The organism is Veillonella sp. 3913 (assembly GCF_003992235.1).
Taxonomy (GTDB): Bacteria; Bacillota; Negativicutes; order Veillonellales; family Veillonellaceae; genus F0422.
On record NZ_RQVF01000003.1, the window covers coordinates 141,238 to 164,469 of the forward strand.

20 protein-coding genes are annotated in these 23,232 nt (G+C 39.4%); 4 read left to right on the forward strand and 16 right to left on the reverse strand.

Going from position 1 to position 23,232, the window contains the following annotated elements; genetic code table 11:
- Positions 1 to 78 precede the first annotated feature (78 nt).
- The 3 genes from EO113_RS05575 to EO113_RS05585 form a co-directional block, all read right to left on the reverse strand.
- Entirely contained in the window at positions 79 to 1,803 is a 1,725-nt protein-coding gene (locus tag EO113_RS05575; RefSeq protein WP_164726339.1) for a phosphoglucomutase, read from the reverse strand.
- Position 1,804: 1 nt separating this feature from the next.
- Positions 1,805 to 2,797, reverse strand: a complete 993-nt coding sequence (locus EO113_RS05580; protein WP_009353335.1) for a YitT family protein — start codon at positions 2,795 to 2,797, stop codon at positions 1,805 to 1,807.
- Between the two features lie 126 nt (positions 2,798 to 2,923).
- A complete protein-coding gene (locus tag EO113_RS05585; RefSeq protein WP_009353332.1) occupies positions 2,924 to 3,298 on the reverse strand; it encodes a RidA family protein in 375 nt (124 codons plus the stop codon).
- Positions 3,299 to 3,428: 130 nt separating this feature from the next.
- Between EO113_RS05585 and EO113_RS05590 the strand changes: the two genes are divergently transcribed.
- The gene (locus EO113_RS05590) at positions 3,429 to 3,932 is read left to right on the forward strand and encodes a methylated-DNA--[protein]-cysteine S-methyltransferase (protein WP_127135757.1); all 504 of its coding nucleotides are present in this window, start codon (positions 3,429 to 3,431) and stop codon (positions 3,930 to 3,932) included.
- 2 nt (positions 3,933 to 3,934) lie between these two features.
- On the opposite strand, the gene EO113_RS05595 is transcribed toward EO113_RS05590, so the two are convergent.
- From EO113_RS05595 to EO113_RS05605, 3 genes are read right to left on the reverse strand one after another with little or no spacing between them, the layout of a single operon-like run.
- Entirely contained in the window at positions 3,935 to 4,900 is a 966-nt protein-coding gene (locus EO113_RS05595; protein WP_009353383.1) for a hypothetical protein, read from the reverse strand.
- A gap of 4 nt (positions 4,901 to 4,904) precedes the next feature.
- A complete protein-coding gene (locus tag EO113_RS05600; RefSeq protein WP_009353302.1) occupies positions 4,905 to 5,717 on the reverse strand; it encodes a hypothetical protein in 813 nt (270 codons plus the stop codon).
- Between the two features lie 12 nt (positions 5,718 to 5,729).
- Complete coding sequence (locus tag EO113_RS05605) at positions 5,730 to 7,187, reverse strand: nicotinate phosphoribosyltransferase (protein WP_127135758.1); 1,458 nt, start codon at positions 7,185 to 7,187, stop codon at positions 5,730 to 5,732.
- Between the two features lie 213 nt (positions 7,188 to 7,400).
- On the opposite strand from EO113_RS05605, the gene menA reads away from it, so the two are divergent.
- Together menA and EO113_RS05615 are read left to right on the forward strand one after the other, a co-directional pair.
- A complete protein-coding gene (gene menA, locus EO113_RS05610; protein WP_009353274.1) occupies positions 7,401 to 8,306 on the forward strand; it encodes a 1,4-dihydroxy-2-naphthoate octaprenyltransferase in 906 nt (301 codons plus the stop codon).
- Positions 8,307 to 8,482: 176 nt separating this feature from the next.
- The gene (locus tag EO113_RS05615; RefSeq protein WP_009353368.1) at positions 8,483 to 9,304 is read left to right on the forward strand and encodes a MetQ/NlpA family ABC transporter substrate-binding protein; all 822 of its coding nucleotides are present in this window, start codon (positions 8,483 to 8,485) and stop codon (positions 9,302 to 9,304) included.
- 201 nt (positions 9,305 to 9,505) lie between these two features.
- Here EO113_RS05615 and EO113_RS05620 read toward each other — a convergent pair whose 3' ends face one another.
- The 10 genes from EO113_RS05620 to EO113_RS08170 form a co-directional block, all read right to left on the reverse strand.
- Positions 9,506 to 13,234, reverse strand: coding sequence for a YadA-like family protein (locus tag EO113_RS05620; protein WP_127135759.1), 3,729 nt, complete (start codon positions 13,232 to 13,234; stop codon positions 9,506 to 9,508).
- Between the two features lie 215 nt (positions 13,235 to 13,449).
- Positions 13,450 to 14,457, reverse strand: coding sequence for a galactose/methyl galactoside ABC transporter permease MglC (gene mglC, locus EO113_RS05625; protein WP_009353422.1), 1,008 nt, complete (start codon positions 14,455 to 14,457; stop codon positions 13,450 to 13,452).
- Positions 14,458 to 14,467: 10 nt separating this feature from the next.
- Positions 14,468 to 15,979: a sugar ABC transporter ATP-binding protein gene (locus EO113_RS05630; RefSeq protein WP_062401480.1), complete on the reverse strand. Its 1,512-nt coding sequence runs from the start codon at positions 15,977 to 15,979 to the stop codon at positions 14,468 to 14,470.
- A 60-nt stretch (positions 15,980 to 16,039) separates the two neighbouring features.
- Positions 16,040 to 17,074: a galactose ABC transporter substrate-binding protein gene (locus EO113_RS05635; RefSeq protein WP_009353273.1), complete on the reverse strand. Its 1,035-nt coding sequence runs from the start codon at positions 17,072 to 17,074 to the stop codon at positions 16,040 to 16,042.
- A 61-nt stretch (positions 17,075 to 17,135) separates the two neighbouring features.
- Positions 17,136 to 18,299, reverse strand: a complete 1,164-nt coding sequence (locus tag EO113_RS05640) for an ROK family transcriptional regulator (RefSeq protein WP_126940499.1) — start codon at positions 18,297 to 18,299, stop codon at positions 17,136 to 17,138.
- A gap of 13 nt (positions 18,300 to 18,312) precedes the next feature.
- The gene (locus EO113_RS05645; protein WP_127061543.1) at positions 18,313 to 19,467 is read right to left on the reverse strand and encodes a galactokinase; all 1,155 of its coding nucleotides are present in this window, start codon (positions 19,465 to 19,467) and stop codon (positions 18,313 to 18,315) included.
- Positions 19,460 to 20,446, reverse strand: a complete 987-nt coding sequence (galT, locus tag EO113_RS05650) for a galactose-1-phosphate uridylyltransferase (protein ID WP_009353392.1) — start codon at positions 20,444 to 20,446, stop codon at positions 19,460 to 19,462. The genes EO113_RS05645 and galT overlap by 8 nt, the downstream gene beginning before the upstream one ends.
- A gap of 649 nt (positions 20,447 to 21,095) precedes the next feature.
- Positions 21,096 to 21,716, reverse strand: a complete 621-nt coding sequence (locus tag EO113_RS05655; protein ID WP_009353263.1) for a 3'-5' exonuclease — start codon at positions 21,714 to 21,716, stop codon at positions 21,096 to 21,098.
- Positions 21,717 to 21,824: 108 nt separating this feature from the next.
- Positions 21,825 to 22,103 carry a hypothetical protein gene (locus EO113_RS05660; RefSeq protein WP_009353288.1) on the reverse strand — a complete coding sequence of 93 codons (279 nt, stop codon included), beginning with the start codon at positions 22,101 to 22,103 and terminating at the stop codon, positions 21,825 to 21,827.
- Between the two features lie 86 nt (positions 22,104 to 22,189).
- Entirely contained in the window at positions 22,190 to 22,345 is a 156-nt protein-coding gene (locus tag EO113_RS08170) for a hypothetical protein (RefSeq protein WP_009353348.1), read from the reverse strand.
- A 279-nt stretch (positions 22,346 to 22,624) separates the two neighbouring features.
- Here EO113_RS08170 and EO113_RS05665 point away from each other — a divergent pair, with 279 nt between their 5' ends.
- Positions 22,625 to 23,203, forward strand: coding sequence for a TetR/AcrR family transcriptional regulator (locus EO113_RS05665; RefSeq protein WP_009353294.1), 579 nt, complete (start codon positions 22,625 to 22,627; stop codon positions 23,201 to 23,203).
- Positions 23,204 to 23,232: the final 29 nt, after the last annotated feature.

Below are 23,232 nucleotides of genomic sequence, written 5' to 3' on the forward strand. Positions count from 1 at the left end.
ACACAGGACATACAAGAACAGACTCAGTAAGTACATGGACTCCCTTCTCTTCATGGACATGTTAAAGACGGTTACCAACTAAACAGATTTTGTTACTAACCCTTCAATAATGTATTTACCATCTTCCATCAGCTGCGCCAGCCCTTCTTCGCCTAAATAGGACTCTGCATACATTTTATATAAGTTTTCTGTACCTGATGGTCGTGCTACAAACCAACCTGTATCTGTCACAATTTTAACACCATCGATAGGTTGTTCTTCAAACAAAGAGGTCGTACGAATATCTAGAATCGGACTGCCTCCTAATTTTGTCATAGTCACATCACTAGGTTTCATACCTTTTAAAGCACTTTTTATTTCCGCTGTGCAAGGCATATCCACACGTTGGAACACCGGTGTTCCCCATTGTTCCGTAATATCTACATAGTGTTGTGCCGGAGTTTTCCCTGTAGTGGCTACCATTTCCACCGCTAAAAGTCCTAAAATGATGCCATCTTTATCAGTAGTCCATACGGTTCCATCCTGTTGCAAGAAGGACGCTCCTGCACTCTCCTCTGCCCCTAGGCCAATGCGTCCATCAAATAATAATGGAGCAAAATATTTAAAACCTACTGGCACTTCATAGACTGGATGATTGGAATCTTTGCAATAGGCATCCATCAAACTTGTCACAACAGCTGTTTTACCAACACCTTTTCCTTCCCAAGGGCGAGTTTCATTCAAATACTTAGCAACTACTACTAAATATTGATTGGGTGCTAACAAACCTTCTTCTGTGACGATGCCATGACGATCATAGTCTGGGTCATTGCCAATAGCTAGTTCATGATCACCTAAATTTTTTGCTACCTCTGCCATAGCATATGGGGAAGAACAGTCCATACGAATAGCACCATCATGGTCATAGGACATGAAGCTAAATGTTGGATCATAGTCACTATTAATGATAGTAAAGTTTAGGTTATACTCCTCAGCAATGGCATGCCAATAGGCCCCTCCACTGCCTCCTAACGCATTAATTAACACCTTTGGATTGGCTTCTTGGATTGCTTTCATATTGATAATCTGAGGCAATTCTTTTACATAGGCCATTTTAAAATCATATGGTTCTAAATATTGTCCCGCTTCGTCTATAGAAATCGCAGCAGGTGCTACTGCTTTCTCTTCTTCATGATGACAGCAACCACAATGAGCACTTTCATGAGCCCCCACTAGATGATGAAAGGAAAATCGTTGAATGCTATCAAATCCTTTTTGCAAATATTCGTTAGCTAATGCTTCAATTCGTTTGGTTACAGCTGTATCTGCAGGGCCCCCATGAGGTGGATTGTATTTAATACCACCATGTTCTGGCGGATTATGAGAAGGCGTAATAATAATACCATCTGCTACATTCTCCGCCGTTGTATCTGCATTGTGTCGCAAAATAGCCCGAGACACACTTGGAGTAGGCACAAATTCACGATGTGCATCCACACGTGTTTTCACACGATTTCCCAACAAGACTTCAATGGCTACTTGCAAAGCTGGTTGTGATAAGGCATGTGTATCTTGTCCAATATAGCAAGGTCCTGTAGCACCAAATTCTTGACGCACATCACAAATTGCTTGTACAATGGCTGCCACATGGAGTTCATTAAAGGTCCCTTTGGATGCAATCCCTCGATGTCCAGACGTACCAAAGCTTACTCGTTCTTCTAAAGTCTCATGATTAGGAACAATGCGAAAAAAGTCTTTCACAACTGTATCTACATGAATCAAATCTTCTTTTTTTACAGGTTGTCCTGCCAATGGATGTACCATATTAGTGTTCCTCCTTATGCTCTTGGGAAGGGATTTCATTTCTTGCCATTTGCACTTCATGAATCATTTGCTCTGCTTCAGCCGCTTTCACTGGATCACAGGTTTGCAATACCCGTTCTACAGCACCATTCGTAGACCTTGCCGAGAAACCTGTGCCGATAACCTCTGCTGCATCCGTAATCACCATAAATGCTGTTGGATCTTCCGCTTCTACGGCAGCTTTCAAGCGAGCCACTTGCAACAAACTTACTACTACCATAATAACCTGTTTAGGCTGATGTGTATAGGCGCCTTCTCCATTCAAAATCGTAGCACCACGACCAATTTTATCAATGATTAAATTACAAATCGTCACTGGTTTATAGGAAATGATAAACATCGCCTTCCGTTGGTTAAAACCAGTAATTACCTTATTGGTTACCATCGCCGCTAAATAGGTACTAATCAAAGTGGTAGCCGCTGCCTCTATATTGATAACAATAGCACCAACGATAAGAATCATCATATTAATACCAAATAAGATACTGCCTATTTGTAATCCAAAACGATTCCGAATAATCATAGCAATAGGATCCATACCACCCGTATTACCGCCACCACGGTATACGATACCAAGACCCAATCCAGAGAATAGACCCCCTAAGATACCTCCAATAATTGGATTCTTTGTTAATTCCAAGGCTTCTAATGGAGACAATAGGTTAATCAAAATAGACATGATGATAGTGCCTAATATGGTAATCCCTAGGTGCCAACGTCCTAACCATCTCCATGCCGCGTACAGCACTGGTATATTCAAAAGAAAGTTAATAGAACCTAAACTTAATATACCTTGTGTCACATAATAAATAATCAAGCTTAAACCACTAATGCCACCACTTAAAAGTTTATGTGGTACAATAAATCCCTGTACCCCTACTGCAAACACCGTCGATCCAATAATAATATGTATTATGGCTTTCACCGTACTTAAATATTTTGGTTTACTTAACATAATTTCACCTGTTCTATCACTACTTCCATCATCTGACCATAAGCAAAAAGCTGCCACATTAAGAGTCAATCATAATGTAACAGCTTTTTAGTACTCATTAAACCGCTTATGGTATAATACAATATACTATTCTGCTAGGGCAATCACTTCTACTTCTACTAAGAAGTTAGCTGGTAATGTTTTGACTGCCACACAACTACGAGCTGGTTTAGATGTAAAATACTCAGCATAAATAGCATTAAATTTGGCAAAGTCACCCATATCTGCTAAAAAGCATGTTGTTTTTACAACTTTAGAAAAATCAGTGCCTGCTTCTTTTAAGATAGCTTCGATGTTTTTCATCGCTTGCAATGTTTGTGCTTCCACGCCACCTTCTACTAAAGCGCCTTGTGCTGGATCAATACCGCCTTGACCAGAGATAAACACAAAACCATTTGCTTTGTAAGCTTGAGAATATGGTCCTAATGCTGCTGGTGCTTGCTCTGTATACACTTGTTTCATAGTTGTCCCCTTTCATTACCATAAGACATTTATAATATATCACTAGTATAGCATGTAATGGTATCGAAGTGTAGCTATTTTTCATACTTCTATTGTACTTTATTTGCATACCTCTATAAGGAGTACCTATATGTCTATTATTTATACTACTTATGAAAGCCCTTTGGGCACTCTTACACTATATGCCACAGCCTCCGCCTTAATAGGGCTCACATTTCCAACTCAATCTGTAAATTTCCAAGAACCAGTGGTCATAGACAAGACTATTTCTTCCCCCATTTTGCAACAAACTATCCAATGGCTAGATCAATACTTCGTCGGACAAGTCCCAACGATGATGATTCCCTTAGCTCCTCAAGGCACAACGTTCCAACAAAAAGTATGGTCTCAATTACAGCATATTCCCTACGGCACATCCCTTACCTATGGAGAGCTAAGCCAACGTGTATTTAACTCCCCTATTCCTAAAGGAGCCCAAGCCATAGGATCTGCCGTTGGTGCTAACCCTATTTCTCTCATCATCCCTTGTCATCGTGTGTTAGGCAAAGGAAATGCCCTCACTGGTTACACAGGAGGGCTATCCATTAAGCGAGCCTTACTATCCATCGAAAATATATCTTTCGTGGACAAGTAAAATTACTTTATATGCTGTAACATTTGCAAGAAGTACGGCTTAAAGAATGTTCCTTCCACTTCGGTAGTACCCATGACAATCGTTGTTAAATACTCTGGTGTTCCCACTAGGGCTAAACGCAGATATCCAGGATATTGAATCCCTGTTATATCATAGGTCATATTTCCCGCTGTTGTCATCGTACCATATTTAGTATCTGTTAAGGTATGTAATGGTTCTACATTCCGTAATCGTATCTTTGCTGGACGTTTATTCTGAGAATAATCAATATCTCTGTCTTCTGCAATATGAATATTAAAATGGTTTAATAAGTCGTTTGCATCACGAGTAATTCTATCCATTTCTGCTGATGAAAGCCCCTCTTTTCCGTATGATAGCGATGATTGCGCATTCATTAACAACTCTTTAGGTAGTGGAAATACAAGAACCCAAGCTGTATTTAAACCATATTGATCAGCCCCTTGTAATTCATAAACATCCATATAATGTCCTAGCTTAAGTCCCTCTTTCATGTTCTTCAGTCCCGTATAGTCCTTTACCACACCAACTGTAGTGCTCACTTTACCTAGGTTGGCATACACATACCCTTTTCCTACCTCTGCTAACTTTGAAGAAGACAATTGCTTAACGGTAATCTTTGATCCTACGGTTTGACGCAAATCAGTCAATGGATTCTGTTCTAGCATCGCATCGAACTCTGCTATGATTTCGTCACCAGTTTGACGTTTTTTCTCGGCATCTAAGATAGTACTCGAAGGAACTCCTACTTCCTCATCTGACATTAGGTCACTAGTACCTGCTATCTCATCGGAGATCGACGCACTACTACCTGCTATACCATATGGCATTGATGCACTACTACCTACCACCTCATAGGTAGTATCATGTACTTGTGCTGACACTTGTCCATAGCCCATCATAAGGCTGGTCACTATGACAGCCAGTCCCATTTGCTTCCATAATTTCATCTACTTATTCTCCCTTCACACCTAACAGACTCTTGATAACAGGTTGCCAATAGGATCTCGATGTATCAGCCGTCGTTATTAGAGTGATAGATACCCCATCTTGACCATACCGTCCTATAAAACTAATATACGCAGGTAACACAAATCCATCCACATCCAATTGCACTCTACCATGCGTATACAATCCTGTATCGCCTTGTAGGCGTACAGGTTTCATCATCTCTCCATCAAGAAATCTTACGTTCACAAGGGGTAATACGGCTCTCAGAATCTCAGTGCTACTGAACTCTGGATTAGTGCTCGTAACGAAGGGAGCTAAGGCTGCGCCATTCTTTTCTATACGTTTTCCTCCCATAACATTTACATTGTAGAGATCTATGTTTTGTATTTCTTTCACCGTTTTATTATATAATGTTTCTCCCACAGATTGTGGTACAATAGTATTTCCTTTATATTTAATTTTCCATACTTCGGCCGCTTCCGCACCTGTCATGTGAAAGTGTACTAGTTCTGCCGTGTGTAACCCTCGTTCATCACGACCTTGTAACTGATACCGTTGCCCCCGTTGCACCACATCTTTGACAATTTTATCTAGCACCTTAGCCTCTGTTTCATCTATATGCCAATGATTAGAACCTACCTTACGAACCGTATCTTCTTTTTTTAAACCACCATCAATGAGATCATCATGGTTAACTATCGAAACATAACTAGGTAACTCTACACTACCTTGCCCATCCAATGTAATCGATGCTGCATATCCTGAAATCATCGTCCCTGCTAATGCCACACTAGCCATCACACATTTCCAATTCATAATAACTCCTTCCTAACTAGGGTCCCCTACTTTTTCCAATAATAATTTAGATTTCAACTGATGCAATTCTTCGCTAATGTTGACTTTCACCTCCGGGGCTCTACGAAGTCGTAAAAATTCTGGCCATAGTAATTGAATTTGCTCTTCTCCGTAGGCTTTCACCTGCGCCAAGGAAGGTACATTGTACACCAATTCTCCATCTACGAAGATAGGTACTAATAGTTCTTGTACTCTGAAAGCATTTGCCTTTAACACAGTTTGTTTCCATGGATACAATGGATTTTTAAACACATAATCCTGTGTGGTGTCCACTGTTTCGTGGTCTAAGCAAATTAAATCACCAATGAGCTTATGATTTCGTACATTGATGAGGCGCAATACCTTTTTCTTACCAGGATTTGTTACCTTTTCAATATTATCTGAAAATTTCATAGCTGGCATAAAGGTGTCCCCTTCCCATTGACCGGCTAGTTTATACACCCCACCTAAGGCTGGTGTTTCATCGGCAGTAATCAGTTTTGTACCTACACCCCACGCTGTGATCTCTGCTCCTTGCTGTTTCAAGTCTGCAATTTTATATTCATCTAGATCATTGGTGGCAAAAATTAATGCCTCTTTAAATCCTGCCTCATCTAGCATCTTACGAGCCTCGATGGATAAATACGCTAAATCGCCACTATCCAAGCGAATGCCATAGATGGATGGCATCGTGCCTCCTCGACGTTCACGAATCTCTTGGAACACTTGGATGGCCGCAGGCACACCTTTATGTAGTGTATTATAGGTGTCCACTAAAAACACCAAATTATTTTCGTATTGGTCTGCATACGCACGGAATGCATCAATTTCAGTAGGAAAACTCATGACCCAACTGTGTGCCATAGTCCCTACAGGTCGCATGCCATACAAAGCAGCACTGTACACATCACTAGTGCTATCAAAGCCTCCTATGAAAGCTGCTCTAGCCCCTTGTACAGCTGCGCTCACCCCTTGGGCTCTTCGCATACCAAACTCTGCTACTCCATCCTTGCCAATGACAGATCGGATACGACGTGCTTTGGTCGCAATCAAGGACTCATGATTTAAAAACATAGATAATGCTGTTTCCAATAAAATGGCCTCATCCTTGGCAGATTCTACTCGAAGTAACACTTCCCCCGGGAATACCACAGATCCTTCTGGCGCCGCATAGATGGTGCCAGTAAAGCGGAATGTTGTTAAATAATCCAAAAATTCCTCTGTAAACACACCCGTTTGTCGTAAATAGATAATATCATCCTCAGAGAAACGCAAGCCTTTCACATACTCGATAACTTGTTCCAATCCAGCGACCACAGTATAGGCGCCTTGAAATGGATTGGTCCGGTAAAAGCGATCGAACACACAACGAGTACGATGTTTGTTTTGCGTAAATAAACCTTGCATCATGGTAAATTGATACATATCTGTTAATAGAGCATGTGTAATCATAAATAACTCCTATTCTTATAGGTCTACCCTATAGCATACTAAGCACTTTTCTATGACAATTTAAATACTATGCCTATCGTCTACTTCTCTCTATTATACTCTACTATTACATTTCATGTATAATTGTTTTTCCCCTTATTGTTTGTCATAATCTCCTATTTAGGTTAGAATGATACCATATATTATATAACTTCTAATGATGAAAGGATGACTATGAATCTGTCACAATTTTTTGCATTAATTCGCCCTCGTACCTTAACGGCTGCTTTCAGTCCCGTTGTCTTAGGGGCCGCAATGGGGGCTACGCAGTTTGAAACCGTACAACCTATTTGGCTATCCTTGGTGTATACCGTAGGCATTCTAATATGTGTGTTAAGCGCGCAAATCGCAGCCAATATTTGGAATGAATATTTCGATTTTAAATCTGGCCTTGACCTCACACAAGCGGCTGGAAATAGTGGCTCTATCGTCCGCGATGGAATCTCTCCAGCGATTATCAAACGTTGGGGATATATGACGACTATACTTCCACTCATCTTAGGCATTGCCCTCGCTAAGGCCGTCACATGGTGGTATATTCCTGTAGGCACGCTTTGCATACTGACTAGCATCTTATACTCTGGTGGACCTAAACCCATTTCTCGTACCCCTTTTGGTGAACTCGCCTCTGGTCTTGCCATGGGTTTTGCCATCGTAGGTATTACCCTCTTTGCTTGGACTCACACCTTGCACTGGACCTATCTAATTCCTGCCGTACCATCCACCATCTTAATCGGTGCTATTATGATGACTAACAATTTACGTGACTTTACGAACGATGCGAACCACGGTCGTCGTACCTTAGTCATTCTTCTTGGCCGTGAAAGAGGCCTCCAACTGTTACAAGGGCTCTTCCTCATTAGCTCTCTATGGATACTAATATGGACTATCTGCGGAGTTATCCCATGGCCTTCCTTAGTAGCTTTACTTTCCTTACTGCCTGCTATGAAAGTCATCCATATCTTCAACACCTATGCAGATCCAATACGATTAAACGAAGCTATGAAGTTTACTTCTATATCTTGTACACTGTATCACTTCTTGTGGGCTATAGGACTCCTATGTAATACAATCATATAAAACTAGCATTCTTTATGAGGGGAGTCTTTATTACTTTCACAGTAGTAGCCATCTAATTCATAGCCAATAACTATAACACCTTAGATATATAACATATTTTACTTATAACAAAACTCTTGTTATACTAAGCAAGTAGAAATTCACTATGTAAGTACACAAAGAAAAGGAGATAAAATATGAAGAAATTATTTAGTTTAGCCGCTACGGCTGTATTAGGCGCTGCCTTATTGTTAGGTGGCTGTGGTTCCACTGGCACTAGCTCTACTGGTTCCGATGCAGGTAAAACATTGAAAATTGGTGCTTCCCCAGTACCTCACGCTGAAATCCTAGAGCAAGTAAAACCAATCCTTGCTAAAGAAGGCATTAAATTAGAAATCATCGAGTTCAGCGACTATGTACAACCAAATGTATCCTTGAATGACAAAGAAATTGATGCAAACTTCTTCGCTCACATTCCTTACCAAGAAAACTTCAACAAAGAAAAAGGTACTCACATTGCAACAGCAGGTGCCGTACACATCGAGCCAATGGGCATTTACTCTAAAAAAGTAAAAGATTTGAAAGAAGTACAAGATGGCGCTCAAGTAGCTATCCCATCTGATGCGACAAATGGTGGTCGTGCATTACTATTGCTTTCCAAAGCTGGTTTAATCACTTTGAACGATCCTAACAGCATTTCTGCTACAGTACAAGATATCAAAGATAACCCTAAAAACTTAAAATTCGTTGAATTAGAGGCGGCTCAATTACCTCGTACATTAGATGATTCCACAATTTCTGTAATCAACACAAACTTTGCATTAGGTGCTAACTTGAACCCAACAAAAGATGCATTGTTCTTAGAATCTAAAGATTCCCCATATGTAAACATCGTATCCGTTCGTGAAGGCGATGAAAAACGTGAAGATATTCAAAAATTGATCAAAGCTTTACAAAGCCCTGAAATCAAAAAATTCATCGAAGATAAATACAAAGGTGCTATTCTTCCAGCATTCTAATGGAATCGCTTAGAATAGACTCCTCCAAATAAAAAACACTAACAACTATCATACATACTTAACTATACAACAACAGAGGCAAGTTGATTCGCTCAACTTGCCTCTGTTGTTTTTGCCTATACTCCTGTCCTTCTATACAATGTCACAAACTATCATACTCATTTCTAGTATACAAAAAAGGGTCCCGAAGGACCCCTTTTATTATTTACGAACCATAGCTCGTAATTCTTGCATTTCTTGTTGCAATGTCACAATATCTTGACGTAAGTTATCATTTTCCGCTGTCAGAACTGTAAGTTCACGACCATAGGCTTCTTTCATAGCTACCATTTCATCATGCAATACTAGCACAGAAGAAATTGGGCCATTACGATAACGTTCTGGTATAGCTTTTTTCTCTGGACTATTACCAAATTTGAAAGTTGCACCACCATTAACCATAGTACCACCACGTACCATAGATACACCAGCATGGAACATAGTAGATTCTTTAGTATAATGAGCCACACCTAATGCTACGGCATTCATATTTTTATAATGTCCTACGCCAGCCATAATTTGTGTTGGTTCTAATGGATCATATTGAATTGGTTTTAATGCAGATAATGCAGCGCCTAGGGCATCGCCTCTACGGCTTTCCTTGCGTAATTCTTGTAAATCACTACCAAGTTCACCAATTTGGCGCTCTAATTTTTCATAGTTATGATTATCTCCTTTAGAACCGCCTTCTAAAGATTTACGGAAATCATCTTCTGTTTTATTTTCATTGCCTTTAATTTCTTTCCAATATTCATAAGCAGATTTGCCTTTAGCACCATCTTTACCGGCTTTCCCAGCATCGCCTTTGTCGCCTTTAGGACCTACTACGCCAGTTTCACCTTTATCGCCTTTAGGTCCTACTGCACCTGTTGCGCCGGCTTCACCTTTTTCACCTTTAGGACCTACTGCACCATCTTTACCTTTTTCACCTGTAATGGCCTTGATAAAGTCGTCTTTTGTCTTGCTTTCGTTACCTGGTAATCCTTTCCACACTTCGAAAGCAGACTTACCTTCAGCTCCATCTTTACCAGCTGTGCCAACATCACCTTTGTCGCCTTTAGGTCCTGCTACACCAGCTGCTCCGGCGTCACCTTTTTCGCCTTTCTCACCTTGTGGGCCTGCTGCACCAGTGTCACCTTTTGCACCTGTAATGGCCTTGATAAAGTCATCTTCTGTCTTGCTTCCGTTACCTGGCATATCTTTCCACACTTCGAAAGCAGATTTACCTTTAGGCCCTACTGCACCTGTTGCTCCGGTTTCACCTTTAGGACCTACGGCACCTGTATCACCCTTATCACCTTTAGGACCCTGAACACCTTGTGGGCCTTGTGGACCTACTCCACCAGTACCACCACCAGCACCACCTGGCCCCTGTGGTCCTTGTGGGCCTTGAGGACCTTGTGGGCCTACTGCACCGACTTCACCTTGCGGACCAGTAATAGCTTTGATAAAGTCATCTTTCGTTTTATCTTCGTTGCCTGGCATTTCTTTCCACACTTCAAAAGCAGACTTTCCGTCAGCCCCAGTATCACCTTTGGCTCCAGTTTCGCCTTTTTCACCTTGAATACCTTGGTCACCTTTAGCACCTGGATCGCCTTTATCACCTTTGTCACCTTTAAAGTCTGGGTCACCTTTTAGTTGATCTTTATCTAAGCTAAAAGTATATGTTTTACCATATTCTCCACCGTCATTCGTAGTAATCGAGATACCTTTACCTGGTTTTAATACTTCTTTCAAGGAATCTACAGTCAATACAGGACTTGTAGTAGAGGAAGAACCATCTTTACCGCCTGTAGTCAAAGTTAATTGACCTTTATCGTTTCCACCCAAGGTAATATTCATTGTAGGATGAGCAAAGTTAACCCCTGTAAACGTTGGCGTGTTAAGCATACCAATGCGCAAAATAGAGTCTGTTGGGTCTTTATAAGTAATTAGATTATCAGAGCTATATAATGTTGGTGCCGCATACTCGCTTTTACCATCTGGAGCTTTTGCACCAGCTTGTGGAGCAACTCCATACACAGTATTTGCCTTACCTTGGATCTTAATTTCTTTATCACCTGGTGTGTACACACGTGTATCAGGTGTTGTAGTAGCTACAGTTCCATCTGCATTGAATGGCACATCATTACCTGCCAAAATAGTATTACGTTTTTCTAAGGCTTTTAATTGCGCTACATTGACAGCATCAGTATCTTCTCCACCGGCTGCTACATTAATGATCTGGCGAGTGACACGATAACCTAGGCGACTATTACCTACAGATACTGCTGAACGATTTGCCTTCCACGTTGTGGCTACCATATCTTTTGCTTGTCCATATAGAACCTTCGCTTTATCTAATCGTTCTTTTACCACATGCCGATTCTCTACTGGAGCATTAGCATATTCATTTTCTAATTCTGTTACTCTTGCTTTCGCAGATATCACATCAGGATTTTTTTCAACCTCTGTATTCTCTGCCTCTTCATTAACAAAGTGAGGTCCATGTAAAGAAGGGTCATAGCCTTGGTTAGATGGAGAGTCCGTTCCCCGATTAGCATATGTTTCTGATCCTAATGCCACACCAGTTCTTACATCTGTATAGGCTCTTTCCCCAATACTGATACCCGCGGTTGCTGTGATTCCCGTTTCTTTATCTCCCACTTTTGTACCAGCACCAATAGCAATGGTAGAAGTTCCATTAGCCATACTCATTGCACCTAAAGCAATGGCCGATGTATCCCTCGCTTCTGCACTATACCCTACAGCTATACTTTGTTTGTAAATAGTTGTTGAAGAATCGCCTATTGCTACACTTTCCATGGTACTAGTAGATCCTCGACCAACGGCTACACTATTTTTGCCTGTCGTCTTAGAAGATCCCCCAACAGCAACAGAGTCTTCTAAGGCAGTAGCACCATACCCTACAGCAGTACTATAATTTTTATCAGTAGAAGCGCCATATCCTATATTAACACTAAATGCACCTGTTGTTCGAATACTGTAACCAATAGCTACTGTATTTTTTGAATTCTCACCAATTTGTACATTACGTCCAATGGCAATGGCATTCTCACTCTTAGATTGTGCCCTTGGACCAATGGCAATAGCCCCCTCTTTGGTAGCTCCATTATTTTTCTCATTGCTATCTACCCCAAGGTCTCGACTTTTTATAGAAATGTAACGTGGCTTTTCACGTTCTACACGATTGCGCAATACTTTTAATTGCCCTACTGTGGCAGCATCTGTATCTTCATAGCCTGCTGCTACATTGGTAATCTGACGAGTATGTTGTACACCAGCTTTAGTACCACCTACAGATACAGCCCCATCTGTAGCATTCCAAGCGCTACTAATGGACGCATTACCAGCTTCATTCGCTTTTTTTATAGCATCTGCATAGGCCTTTTCTGCATCTACCAAATCTTGATCTGCTTTTGCCTTTTGGGCATTTGCCGCTGCTATTGCAGCATCTGCATCACTCTCTTTTTTTTCTTTTTTACTCTCAGCTCGTTCAATTTCTTCTTCAGCTATTAAAACTTTATAATTCGCTTGACGAATATTTTCATATAAAGCTTCTAGGGCTGGATTATCTGCTCCTGCTTCGCCCACTTTATAATGTGTGTTACTCATTGGATTATATCCAATGTAAGCATCACTTTTACCAACACGATCTGCAATAGAACCACTACCTAATGCTACACCACTTGCTGCACTAGTAGTTGCCTCATATCCTATGGCTAATCCATCCACTGCATTCACATTAGAACTAGCACCTACAGCAATGGCATTCGCACCATCGACCTGACCACCAGTTACAGTATACTCTGTACTAGCTGCATAGCCTGCTATATGGCCTCCCAAGATTAATACACTTGCTGCATATACTGCGGCATTATTTTTTCTCATACTACACCCCTTATAGTTTGATAAAATCCTTAATTCATGCTAACAAATCGCTATGAATTAAGTTGAAACATTTCTTATTAATATTGATTATATACCACTTTTGTATACTATTCAAATCGAATTTTTTAAACATTATCGATGAATTTTGACATATAAAAAGCCTCTGACTTTTACAAGTATGCAAAAGCCAGAGACTAATACCTTACTGCTCTAAATTATTTACGAGCCATAGATTTACGTACGTCGAAAGCAACTGCTACGACAATGATCAAACCTTTAATAATCAACTGCCAGTATGGTCCCATTCCAACGAATGTTAAACCATAGTTAATAACTGTAAAGATCAACACACCAGCGATGATACCAGGTACAGTACCGATACCACCAGTGATGGATACACCACCTACAACAGATGCTGCGATAGCATCTAACTCGTACATATTGCCATAGTTGTTAGTAGCACCACCAGTACGAGCTGCTTCCAAGATACCACCTACGCCATACAAAGCACCAGCAATAACGTAGATAATCACTAGTGTTACTGCTACGTTGATACCAGATACTACAGCTGCTTGTGGATTACCACCAATAGCAAACATGTTTTTACCAAGAATTGTTTTGTTATATACCACATACATGATTAAAGAAATCACGGCAGCGATAATAACAATGTATGGAATCGTCATAAATCCTAGGTCTAAAGAACCTGTACCAATTTGCGTAAACTCTGGACGCAAACCACCGATTGGTTGGGAGTTATTTGGTTCCATATCAAAATACAAGGAACAAATACCGTAAGTAATAACCATAGTACCTAGTGTGGAAATAAATGGTACGATTTTTAAATACGCTACGATTACACCAGAAACTAAACCGATGATAGCACCCACCACGATAGCAATCACGATTGGTAGAATCAAAGGCAATTCTGGTAAATGTTCAAAGAACGGACGTGGATAATCTGGCAACTGAGTTAAGGATGCCGATACCACTGCCGTCAAACCAACCACACGACCTGCAGATAAGTCACACCCTGCAGTGATCAAGATCATAGCAGAACCTAATGCAATAATAATACGTGGGGAAGACTGAATTAAAATATCACGAAAACTTGTGACGGATAAAAAGTTCGGGCTATACATAGAAATAGCCGCTACTAGTACTACTAGTACCAAATAGATAATATTCTGGGAAAGAAACTTTCCTAATTTACCTTGGCTCATACGATACCTCCTAGACTAAACCAGCTGTCGCTAGTTCCATTATTTTTTCTTCTGTCGCTTCATGTGCATCCAAGATGCCACTCATATATCCATTACTCATAACCATAATGCGATCACTCATACCCAATAACTCAGGCATTTCTGAGGAAATCATAATGATACTTTTACCAGCACTAGCTAGTTCGTTAATAATGGAATAAATTTCATATTTCGCTCCTACATCGATGCCCCGTGTCGGTTCATCCAAGAGTAGGATTTCTGGATTCGTATTTAACCAACGGGCAATGAGTACCTTTTGTTGGTTACCACCAGAAAGACTTTGAATTTTCGTTTCTGTAGATGGTGTTTTCACTCGCAAGGAAGTCACACCTTCTTTTGTATCGTCTAGTCGTTTTTCATCATTCAATAGTTTGAACTTATTTTCATATTTCGGTAGCGCTGCCATCGTTGTATTATCTACAATGGTGAGCATTGGGAAAATCCCTGTAGTACGGCGTTCTTCTGTAAGCAATGCCATACCCAGTTTTTTCGCATCTCGAGGGTGACGAATACGCACTTCTTTGTCGTGTAAATAAATCTTTCCAGATTCAATGCCACGAAGACCAAATAAGGCTTCGATAACCTCTGTTCGTTGCGCTCCTACTAGACCACCTACACCAAGAACTTCACCTTTACGAAGAGAGAAGCTTACATCTTTAAAAGAATGTGGATGAATAGATGTTAATTTTTCTACACGTAATACTTCTTCACTTGGAGTATTTGTTTTTTCAGGGAATAACTGAGTCATTTCACGACCTACCATTCGTTGAATGATAAGATCTGTCGTTAATTCATCAGCATGCCAAGTACCTATATATTGACCATCACGCATGATCGTTACTTCATCAGATATGCGTAGGATTTCTTCCATTTTATGAGAAATATATATAATTGCAACTCCTTTTTTACGTAAGGAGTTAATGATTTTGAAAAGATGTTCTACTTCATCACTCGTTAGGGAAGAGGTAGGTTCATCCATAACAATAATTCTAGATTGGTGGGAAACTGCTTTTGCAATCTCAATATTTTGTAGCTTAGAAACAGATAAATCACCAGCTAATTGTTCTGGATCGATATCTACATCGATTTCATTAAACAAGGCTAGTGTGTCTTCTTTCATTTTTTTATGGTCTACAAATGTAAAAGGACCAATTTTTTTGGTTGGGAATCGACCTAACCATAGATTTTCCATAACATTACGCTGTAATACAGGGTATAACTCTTGGTGGATCATGGAAATTCCCATTCCAAGAGCTTTTCGGGAATCTGTCATTTCTACTACTTCGCCGTCAATGACCACGTCCCCTTGATCAGGCTTATAAATACCGAACAGGCATTTCATAAGAGTAGACTTTCCCGCGCCATTCTCTCCCATTAGAGCATGTACGGTGCCTGGTCGGACTTTGAAAGTGACATTATCCAAGGCCTTTACGCCAGGAAATTCCTTCGTAATTTGGCGCATTTCTAATATGTACTCGCCCATACATTTTCCTCCTACTAATCAGATAATAAAGGGGGCAAAATGCCCCCTTACTGCATTTTCTTATTTGTCACCTAAAATCTTATCCGCATTTTCTTTTGTTACGATTTCGTAAGGTACCCAAATATATTTACCATCAACAATATCAAAACCTGTATTGTCTTTATTTGGTGTTTCGCCTTTAGCTAACACATAGGAAAGATTAAATACAGCTTGACCTTGTTTTTTAGCATTGTTTAATACTGTACCCAATAATGTGCCATCTTTCAACGCTTGTACTGCTGGAGTTGTAGCGTCAACGCCTACTACTGGAATGTATTTGCCATTTGTGAAGTAGCCTGCTGCTTTCAACGCTTCAATAGCACCTAATGCCATGTCGTCATTGTTACAGATAACAGCATCAATTTTATCGCCGTAACGGCTCAAGAACGCTGCCATTTTTTCTTGACCTTTAACGCGGTCCCACATACCTGTATCGCTAGCCAATTCTTCTACTTTCATGCCTTCTGCTTTAAGAGCTTTAACGGAGTGTTCTGTACGAAGTACTGCGTCTTGGTGACCTGGTTCACCAGTAATCATAACATAGTGGATAACACCATCATTGCTATGGTATGCTTCAGGGTGTTTTTTGAAGTAATCTGCTAAGATTTTACCTTGCATTTCACCGCTTTGTTCAGCTTTCGCACCTACATAGTATACTTTATCCCATTTAGCCATATCTTCTTTCAATGGTTCACGGTTTAAGAATACCAATGGAATGTTAGCTGCTTTCGCTTTATCAATGATAACGCCTGCTGCTGTGCGGTCTACCACGTTAACGCCGATTGCTTTGTACTTCTTATTGATGAATAAGTCAATCTTTTCGTTTTGTGTTGGTTGAGAGTTTTGGCTATCTACGATATCCACTTTAGCTTTGTCTTTAGCAGCTTTATCAATTTCTGCACGAACGCCACTCATGAAAGTGTCATCAAATTTGTAAATAGCAACCCCAATTTGAGGTTTGTCACCACTTGCTCCTTGATCGCTTCCGCAACCACCTAACACAAGTGCACCTACTGCTGCAGATGCAAGCATCGCTGCTTTCCAAGATCGTTTCATAATAATATCCTCCTTTTAGATATCCTATATACCTATAAGACTAGTGATCTAGTCGTGGTACCTACCGTAACCAAGCTTCTTCAGCTCGTTTCGCACTGACAATATCAATCATACCTAACAATGTATAATAAGAGCCATTGCCGGAATATTCTAGATTAATCGTATGTGCTTTGTATGAATTGCGTTCTAATACACCTCGTAAAATAGGATCCATTACTCCTACCGCATTACCCATAGCACTGCTCAAAATAATCCGCTCTGGATTAAATAAGTTCGCTATATTGGCCAAAGCAATTCCTAAATAATGACCTACTCGTGAAAGGGCCTCTAAACACACTTCATCACCTTCTACTGCGGCCTCATAAATAGGCTCTACACGAAATGCTTTGCTCACAACCAATGGATTATCTTGTACCGACGTATATCGGCCTTTTTCCATTTGTTCCACTACATAGGAATGAATCGATGTTTCCGATGCGATATCTTCCAAGCGCACTTCATTGCCCTCTTCATCTAATCGAATCACACCATATCCAATTTCCCCAGCACTATCGTTAAAACCGCGGTAGAGTTCACCATGATAAATCAAGGATATACCGAGTCCATAACTAAATTTAAGGACAATGAGATTATCCATTTCTTTACCACTGCCATAGTAATATTCACCCGTTGATAAACAACGAACATCATTTTCTACATATACCGGCACATGGAATCGCTCTTCTAAGATATACTTGAAAGGAATATTATTCCATTTTCCATTAGGAGAGTAAATAGAAATCCCTTTTCCTGAGTCTACAGGTCCACGCAAAACGAGGCCTATACTTTTAATTTTATAGTCTTCTTTAAAGATATCCTGTATGCCACGATACATATGTTGCATGATTTCATCAGCACTACAACCAATAATAGATGTTTCTAATTGCTGTAAAATTTGACGTCCTACTGTAGCCACATAAAAAACAATCGTATGTGTTCTTATATGAACAATCAAATAGGTTTCAATATCATGATTAAAGTCTAACAACATTGATGGGCGTCCCAATGCAGACCGCTCTTGACGATCTTCATAGACCAATCCTTTCCGAATTAAATTCGTACAAATATTAGTCACTGTGGGAGGCGTTATTTTGGTCTGTCTTGCAATCAAGGCCTTTGATACGGGGCCATGACGCCTGATGTAATTCAAAATAATTTCATCATTGCTTATTTGTGGCTTTATCATGATTCTATCTCCTTTACAGTGAATACACCCCATCACCAATTTCAGCAATATATAGACTAGGGGTAACACCTATTTGTTTCTCGTACTCTTCTGGAATAGCTCTCATAAAAGCCTCAATATGCTCATCTTTTACAAGGGCAATGGCACAACCACCGAAACCTGCACCTGTCATACGAGATGCAATACAGCCTTCTTGAGATCGTGCTAAATCAACAATCGTATCCAATTCTTTACCTGTCACTTCAAAGTCAACTTGTAAAGATCTATGAGATTCATTCAAGCAATGTGCAATCCCTGTTAAATCAGCGGCTTCCAAAGCTTTCATGAAATCTAATACACGTAAATTTTCAGTGATGACGTGACGAGCTCTACGCATCAACACATCATCAGAAATAGATTCTAAATCATCCAATGTAGCCAATGCCAAGCCAGAGATATCTTTATGCTTGCGGATAATTTCAAGAGCTGCATCGCACTCACCTTTGCGCTCATTAAATTTGGAGTCCACAAGACCTCTTTGTTTATTTGTATTCATGATGACAAGAGTATGTCCATGCCAGTTCAAAGGAACTAGTTTTCGTTCCATATGCGTGCAATCTAACAAGACACCATGGCCTTCTTTACCGTGTGCAATAGCATACATATCCATAATGCCTACTTTTACACCTACGAAATGGTATTCTACATGCATGGCCATTTTTGCCAGTTCCGTGCGATCAATTGGAGTTAGACCCAACTCTGAAAGCAACATATAACCAGTTAAATCTAGCATACATGCAGAAGAGGATAAACCTGCACCAGCTGGCAAATTACCATTAAAATAAATGTCCATACCTGGTACCTTGTGACCCTTATCTTTTAAGAATTGAATCACACCTAATGGATAATTAGCCCAATCGTGTTCAATATTATATTGGAAAGGTTCATTTACATCAACCACTACTGTCTTTTCCATATTATCAGAGTGTAAACGTACCTTGCTATCTTCACGTAAACGGATGGCTCCATAAATACCTACTTTAAGTGCCGCAGGGAATACATGACCACCATTATAGTCTTGATGCTCACCAATAACATTCACGCGACCTGGAGCAAAATAACAATGCACCTCTCCTGAACCTTCGCCAAAGAAGGACAGAAAACGCTGTTGTAATTTTTCTTTATTCATTTGCTTGTTCAACCTCACTATATAGTTTGCGCAATTCCGGTGCTGTTTCTTCTACGGCACTTGTATTCGCTGCTGCCCATGCTCCCATTTCAGAGGATGCATAGTATTTAATTTTATTGGCTTCTCTGAAAGGAGGATAGAATTGAATATTAAAGTGATAATATTCTTCATGTCCTGCATATTCAGGGCTATTTACAGGATTTTGATGATATACCATCATGTATGGGAATGGCATATTAAATAAACGATCGAAAGCTTCCGTTAATGTTTTTAACATATGCGCCAAATCTTTCGTTTCTTTTTCAGTACAATCTGTGATGTAGTTCATGTGACGTTTTGGCACAACAAATACACCATATGGATAATCTGTAAAGAACGGAATATAGGCTAAGAAAGAGTCATTTTCTCCCACAATGCGAGCATCTTTTTCTTTCTCAACTTGATTCATTTTACAGAATAAGCATTCACCATGTTCATGATGATGATCTTTCGCACTATCCAGTTCCACTTGTAGCTTCTGTGGTACAAAGGAATAGCCATATAATTGACCATGTGGATGTGGCATTGTCACACCTACAGCTTCCCCTTTATTTTCAAAAGGATAGATATATTTAATTTTTTCATCTTTTGCTAATTCACTATGACGCTCTTTAATAAGGTTTAGTAATTTAACAATATGATCTTCCGATAATTCGTAAAATTTAGCAGTATGCTCCGGAGAATATAAGATAACTTCACATTTCCCATAGTTTTCTTGACTTTTGTAAAAGTCATTACCATCTTCATAAGGAGCCTCTGGCGTTTGCGTTAAGGCTGGAAAGTCATTATCATATTTCAACACATCATAATCTGCAGGGACTTTTTTATTAATACCTGGGCAGAATGGGCACCAATCCTTTGGCATCGTTGGGCGTGCTTTACGGTTTGAAGCGACCATTGTCCAAGTCCGCAATAAAGGATTCCATCGTAATTCCGACATGGAATACCTCCAATCTATAGTTATATGCTTCAAAAAAATGAAAGATAATTTTTATACATACCTATTCTTTCATATTTTAACATTTTTTTCAATACTTAATTAAATAATAAGTTATATGATTTACTCATAGTCTGATGAGCAGCATGATTTTTATCACAATTTTTCTCTTATTAGATACAAAACCGGCGCCACATCCCCCTTCTCTCACTGCATTCTGAATGTTCGTTCAGGGGAATATGGCACCGGTTTCTTATTACTACGGCGTCGATTTATATAAAATTATAGTACTCCATAGATTATGAGTAAATCATAGGAGGGCTTATTCGGAGGGGGAATGGGATAATGTAGTATATTTACTATTATCTTTTCTTCCAAAGATGATTAGTAGTTAACTCCCCTCTATTTTTCTTATATCATAGGCATGTATCGTTTCGATATCTGTAGGACTCCTATCCATATCATACAAAATATTTTTTAAATATGTTTCTTACTTTTATATATACAAATACAATTTACTAGTAGTATGACTAAATGTAATAACTATGTGGAGTACTCTTGCCCATGTATAGGTCTATTAAACACAGGTATCTATTAATAGCTACATAAAATCCATCTTACCTATAAAAGCCCTAGTAGATATTATCGCTCACTAGAAGAAGGTATCTTGTGTGCCGCTTTGTTTGACTTCCATTTGGGCCCGTCGTTCATCGGTGATAAAGGAGTCTGTTTTCATGTTAATGACATGCAACAAGCCTCGCATAGAATCTACACCTTTTTCTTTCGCTGCTGCAATGGCTACTTTAGCACATACTTCAGAGTCGTCCAAGGCATTGTGATGATTAAATGTAATTCCTAAAAATCCACCCAATGTATTTAATTTATGATTCACCAAATCAGGCCATACTTTTCGTGTTATGCGGACGGTGCAAGTATATTCTAAATCAGGCCATTCAATATTGTAGTGGTCCAAGGTGGCACGTAACACGTCGATGTCGAACTTCGCATTGTGTGCTACTAACAGTTTACCTTTTAAATGGTTATTATAAATCGCCGGCCACAACTGATCAAAGGTAGGCTTATTCAACACTTCTTCCGGTTGGATACCATGGATACCAATGAACTCTTGGTTGAACTGCATCACTGGGGGCTTGATTAAACTATAGCCACGTTTTGTGATCCGTCCATCTTCCACAGTCACCACAGCTAAGGAAATAGCACTATTCTTACTTTCATTAGCCGTTTCAAAGTCTAAGGCCACAAAATTTAACATATATCCTCCTCACGCAAGATTTTGAAATCTGCGATTACATCAAGAAAAAGCAGATGCATCATAGCATCTGCTTTTATTATATAGTATTTTTAATGAAAGTAAAATCGATTATTGAATCGCTTTCTCAAACACTGCTTTGATTAAAGATTTTGTTTGTTCGTAACTTTCACCAGGTTGTGCCTCATATTGTTTGTCCAAATCAAACCACAAATTTGGATAGTATTCGTATGGATGTGTTTTGAACAATTCTACAGCATCTTGATCTTCTACCCAGTTAATTTTGATTTCTTTGAAAGCAGGGTTTTCTGCTTGCAATTCTTCGATAGCGCGGAATGCGTTAGCGCAATATGGACAATGATGTAAATGGAAACCTAAAATTTCTTTCATAGTATACTCCTTTCATCGAATCGATATATTATATCGAATTTATTCAATTATAAGATTAGTATACCACAAGAAAATTCATGTTACAACTATAAGCCAGCGTGGTATGTCAAAATTGCAGTCCAAGATGTATGAATCCAACTAGACACATCAACCGTTGTATGTAGTGCAACGGCTAAAAACATGGCTCCTGTAATTACGGTGGCAGCAGTACTGCTCATAATCGCATCAATTCGTTCTAACATAAGAACACATCCTCTCTAATCTCTTACTTTATACGGCTGAAAGTCATCACTATACCCAGTCTTTGTAGTAGATGCTCTCAGTTAAAATCTAAACTATCTTTCATAATAACAAAGATATGAAACACTTTGTCACTTATGATATACTATTAGTATAGTGGAATTAAAAGATTTGATAAGAATCACTTTTTCTATTTTGTTATTTACGAAACATATATAGAAAAGTATCCTATATTGAACAAGTATCTCATTTTGTTTGATTCATATATGTAAGGAGGAATTATGGATAAACGACAAATGAAAACTAGAAAAGCTATTTTCGACGCCTTTGTTAGGCTTTTAGAACATAAAAATTATAATGCTATCATCGTGCAAGACATTATCGATGAAGCCCTCATTGGCCGTAGCACATTTTACGCACACTTTGAAACAAAAGAAGATCTATTAGAAGCGCTCTGTCACGAATTATTCTCTCATATTATCGACACCGCATCAGACTTCTCCCATGCTCATGGCTTATATAAAAACAGCCACATCAAGGAAGCTATCTTCCTCCATATCTTGCAGCATTTAGAGGACAACGATAATAATATTTTGGGTCTTCTTTCCTGTGAAAGTAACGAACTCTTCCTACGTCATTTCAAGAGCAGTCTGAAAGAACTTATCCAAAGTCATTTCTTAAACAATCAAACTTGTCCACACAACAATATCCCTCATGATTTTATCTCTAATCACATTGCAGGATCTTTTGTAGAAATGGTTCTTTGGTGGCTGGAAACTGGTCGAGAGTATTCCATTGAAGACATGTCACGATACTTTTATCATATTACAGAACCATTGATTTTGGAACATCAACATTAATACCATAAACAAACGCAACAAGGCGCTAC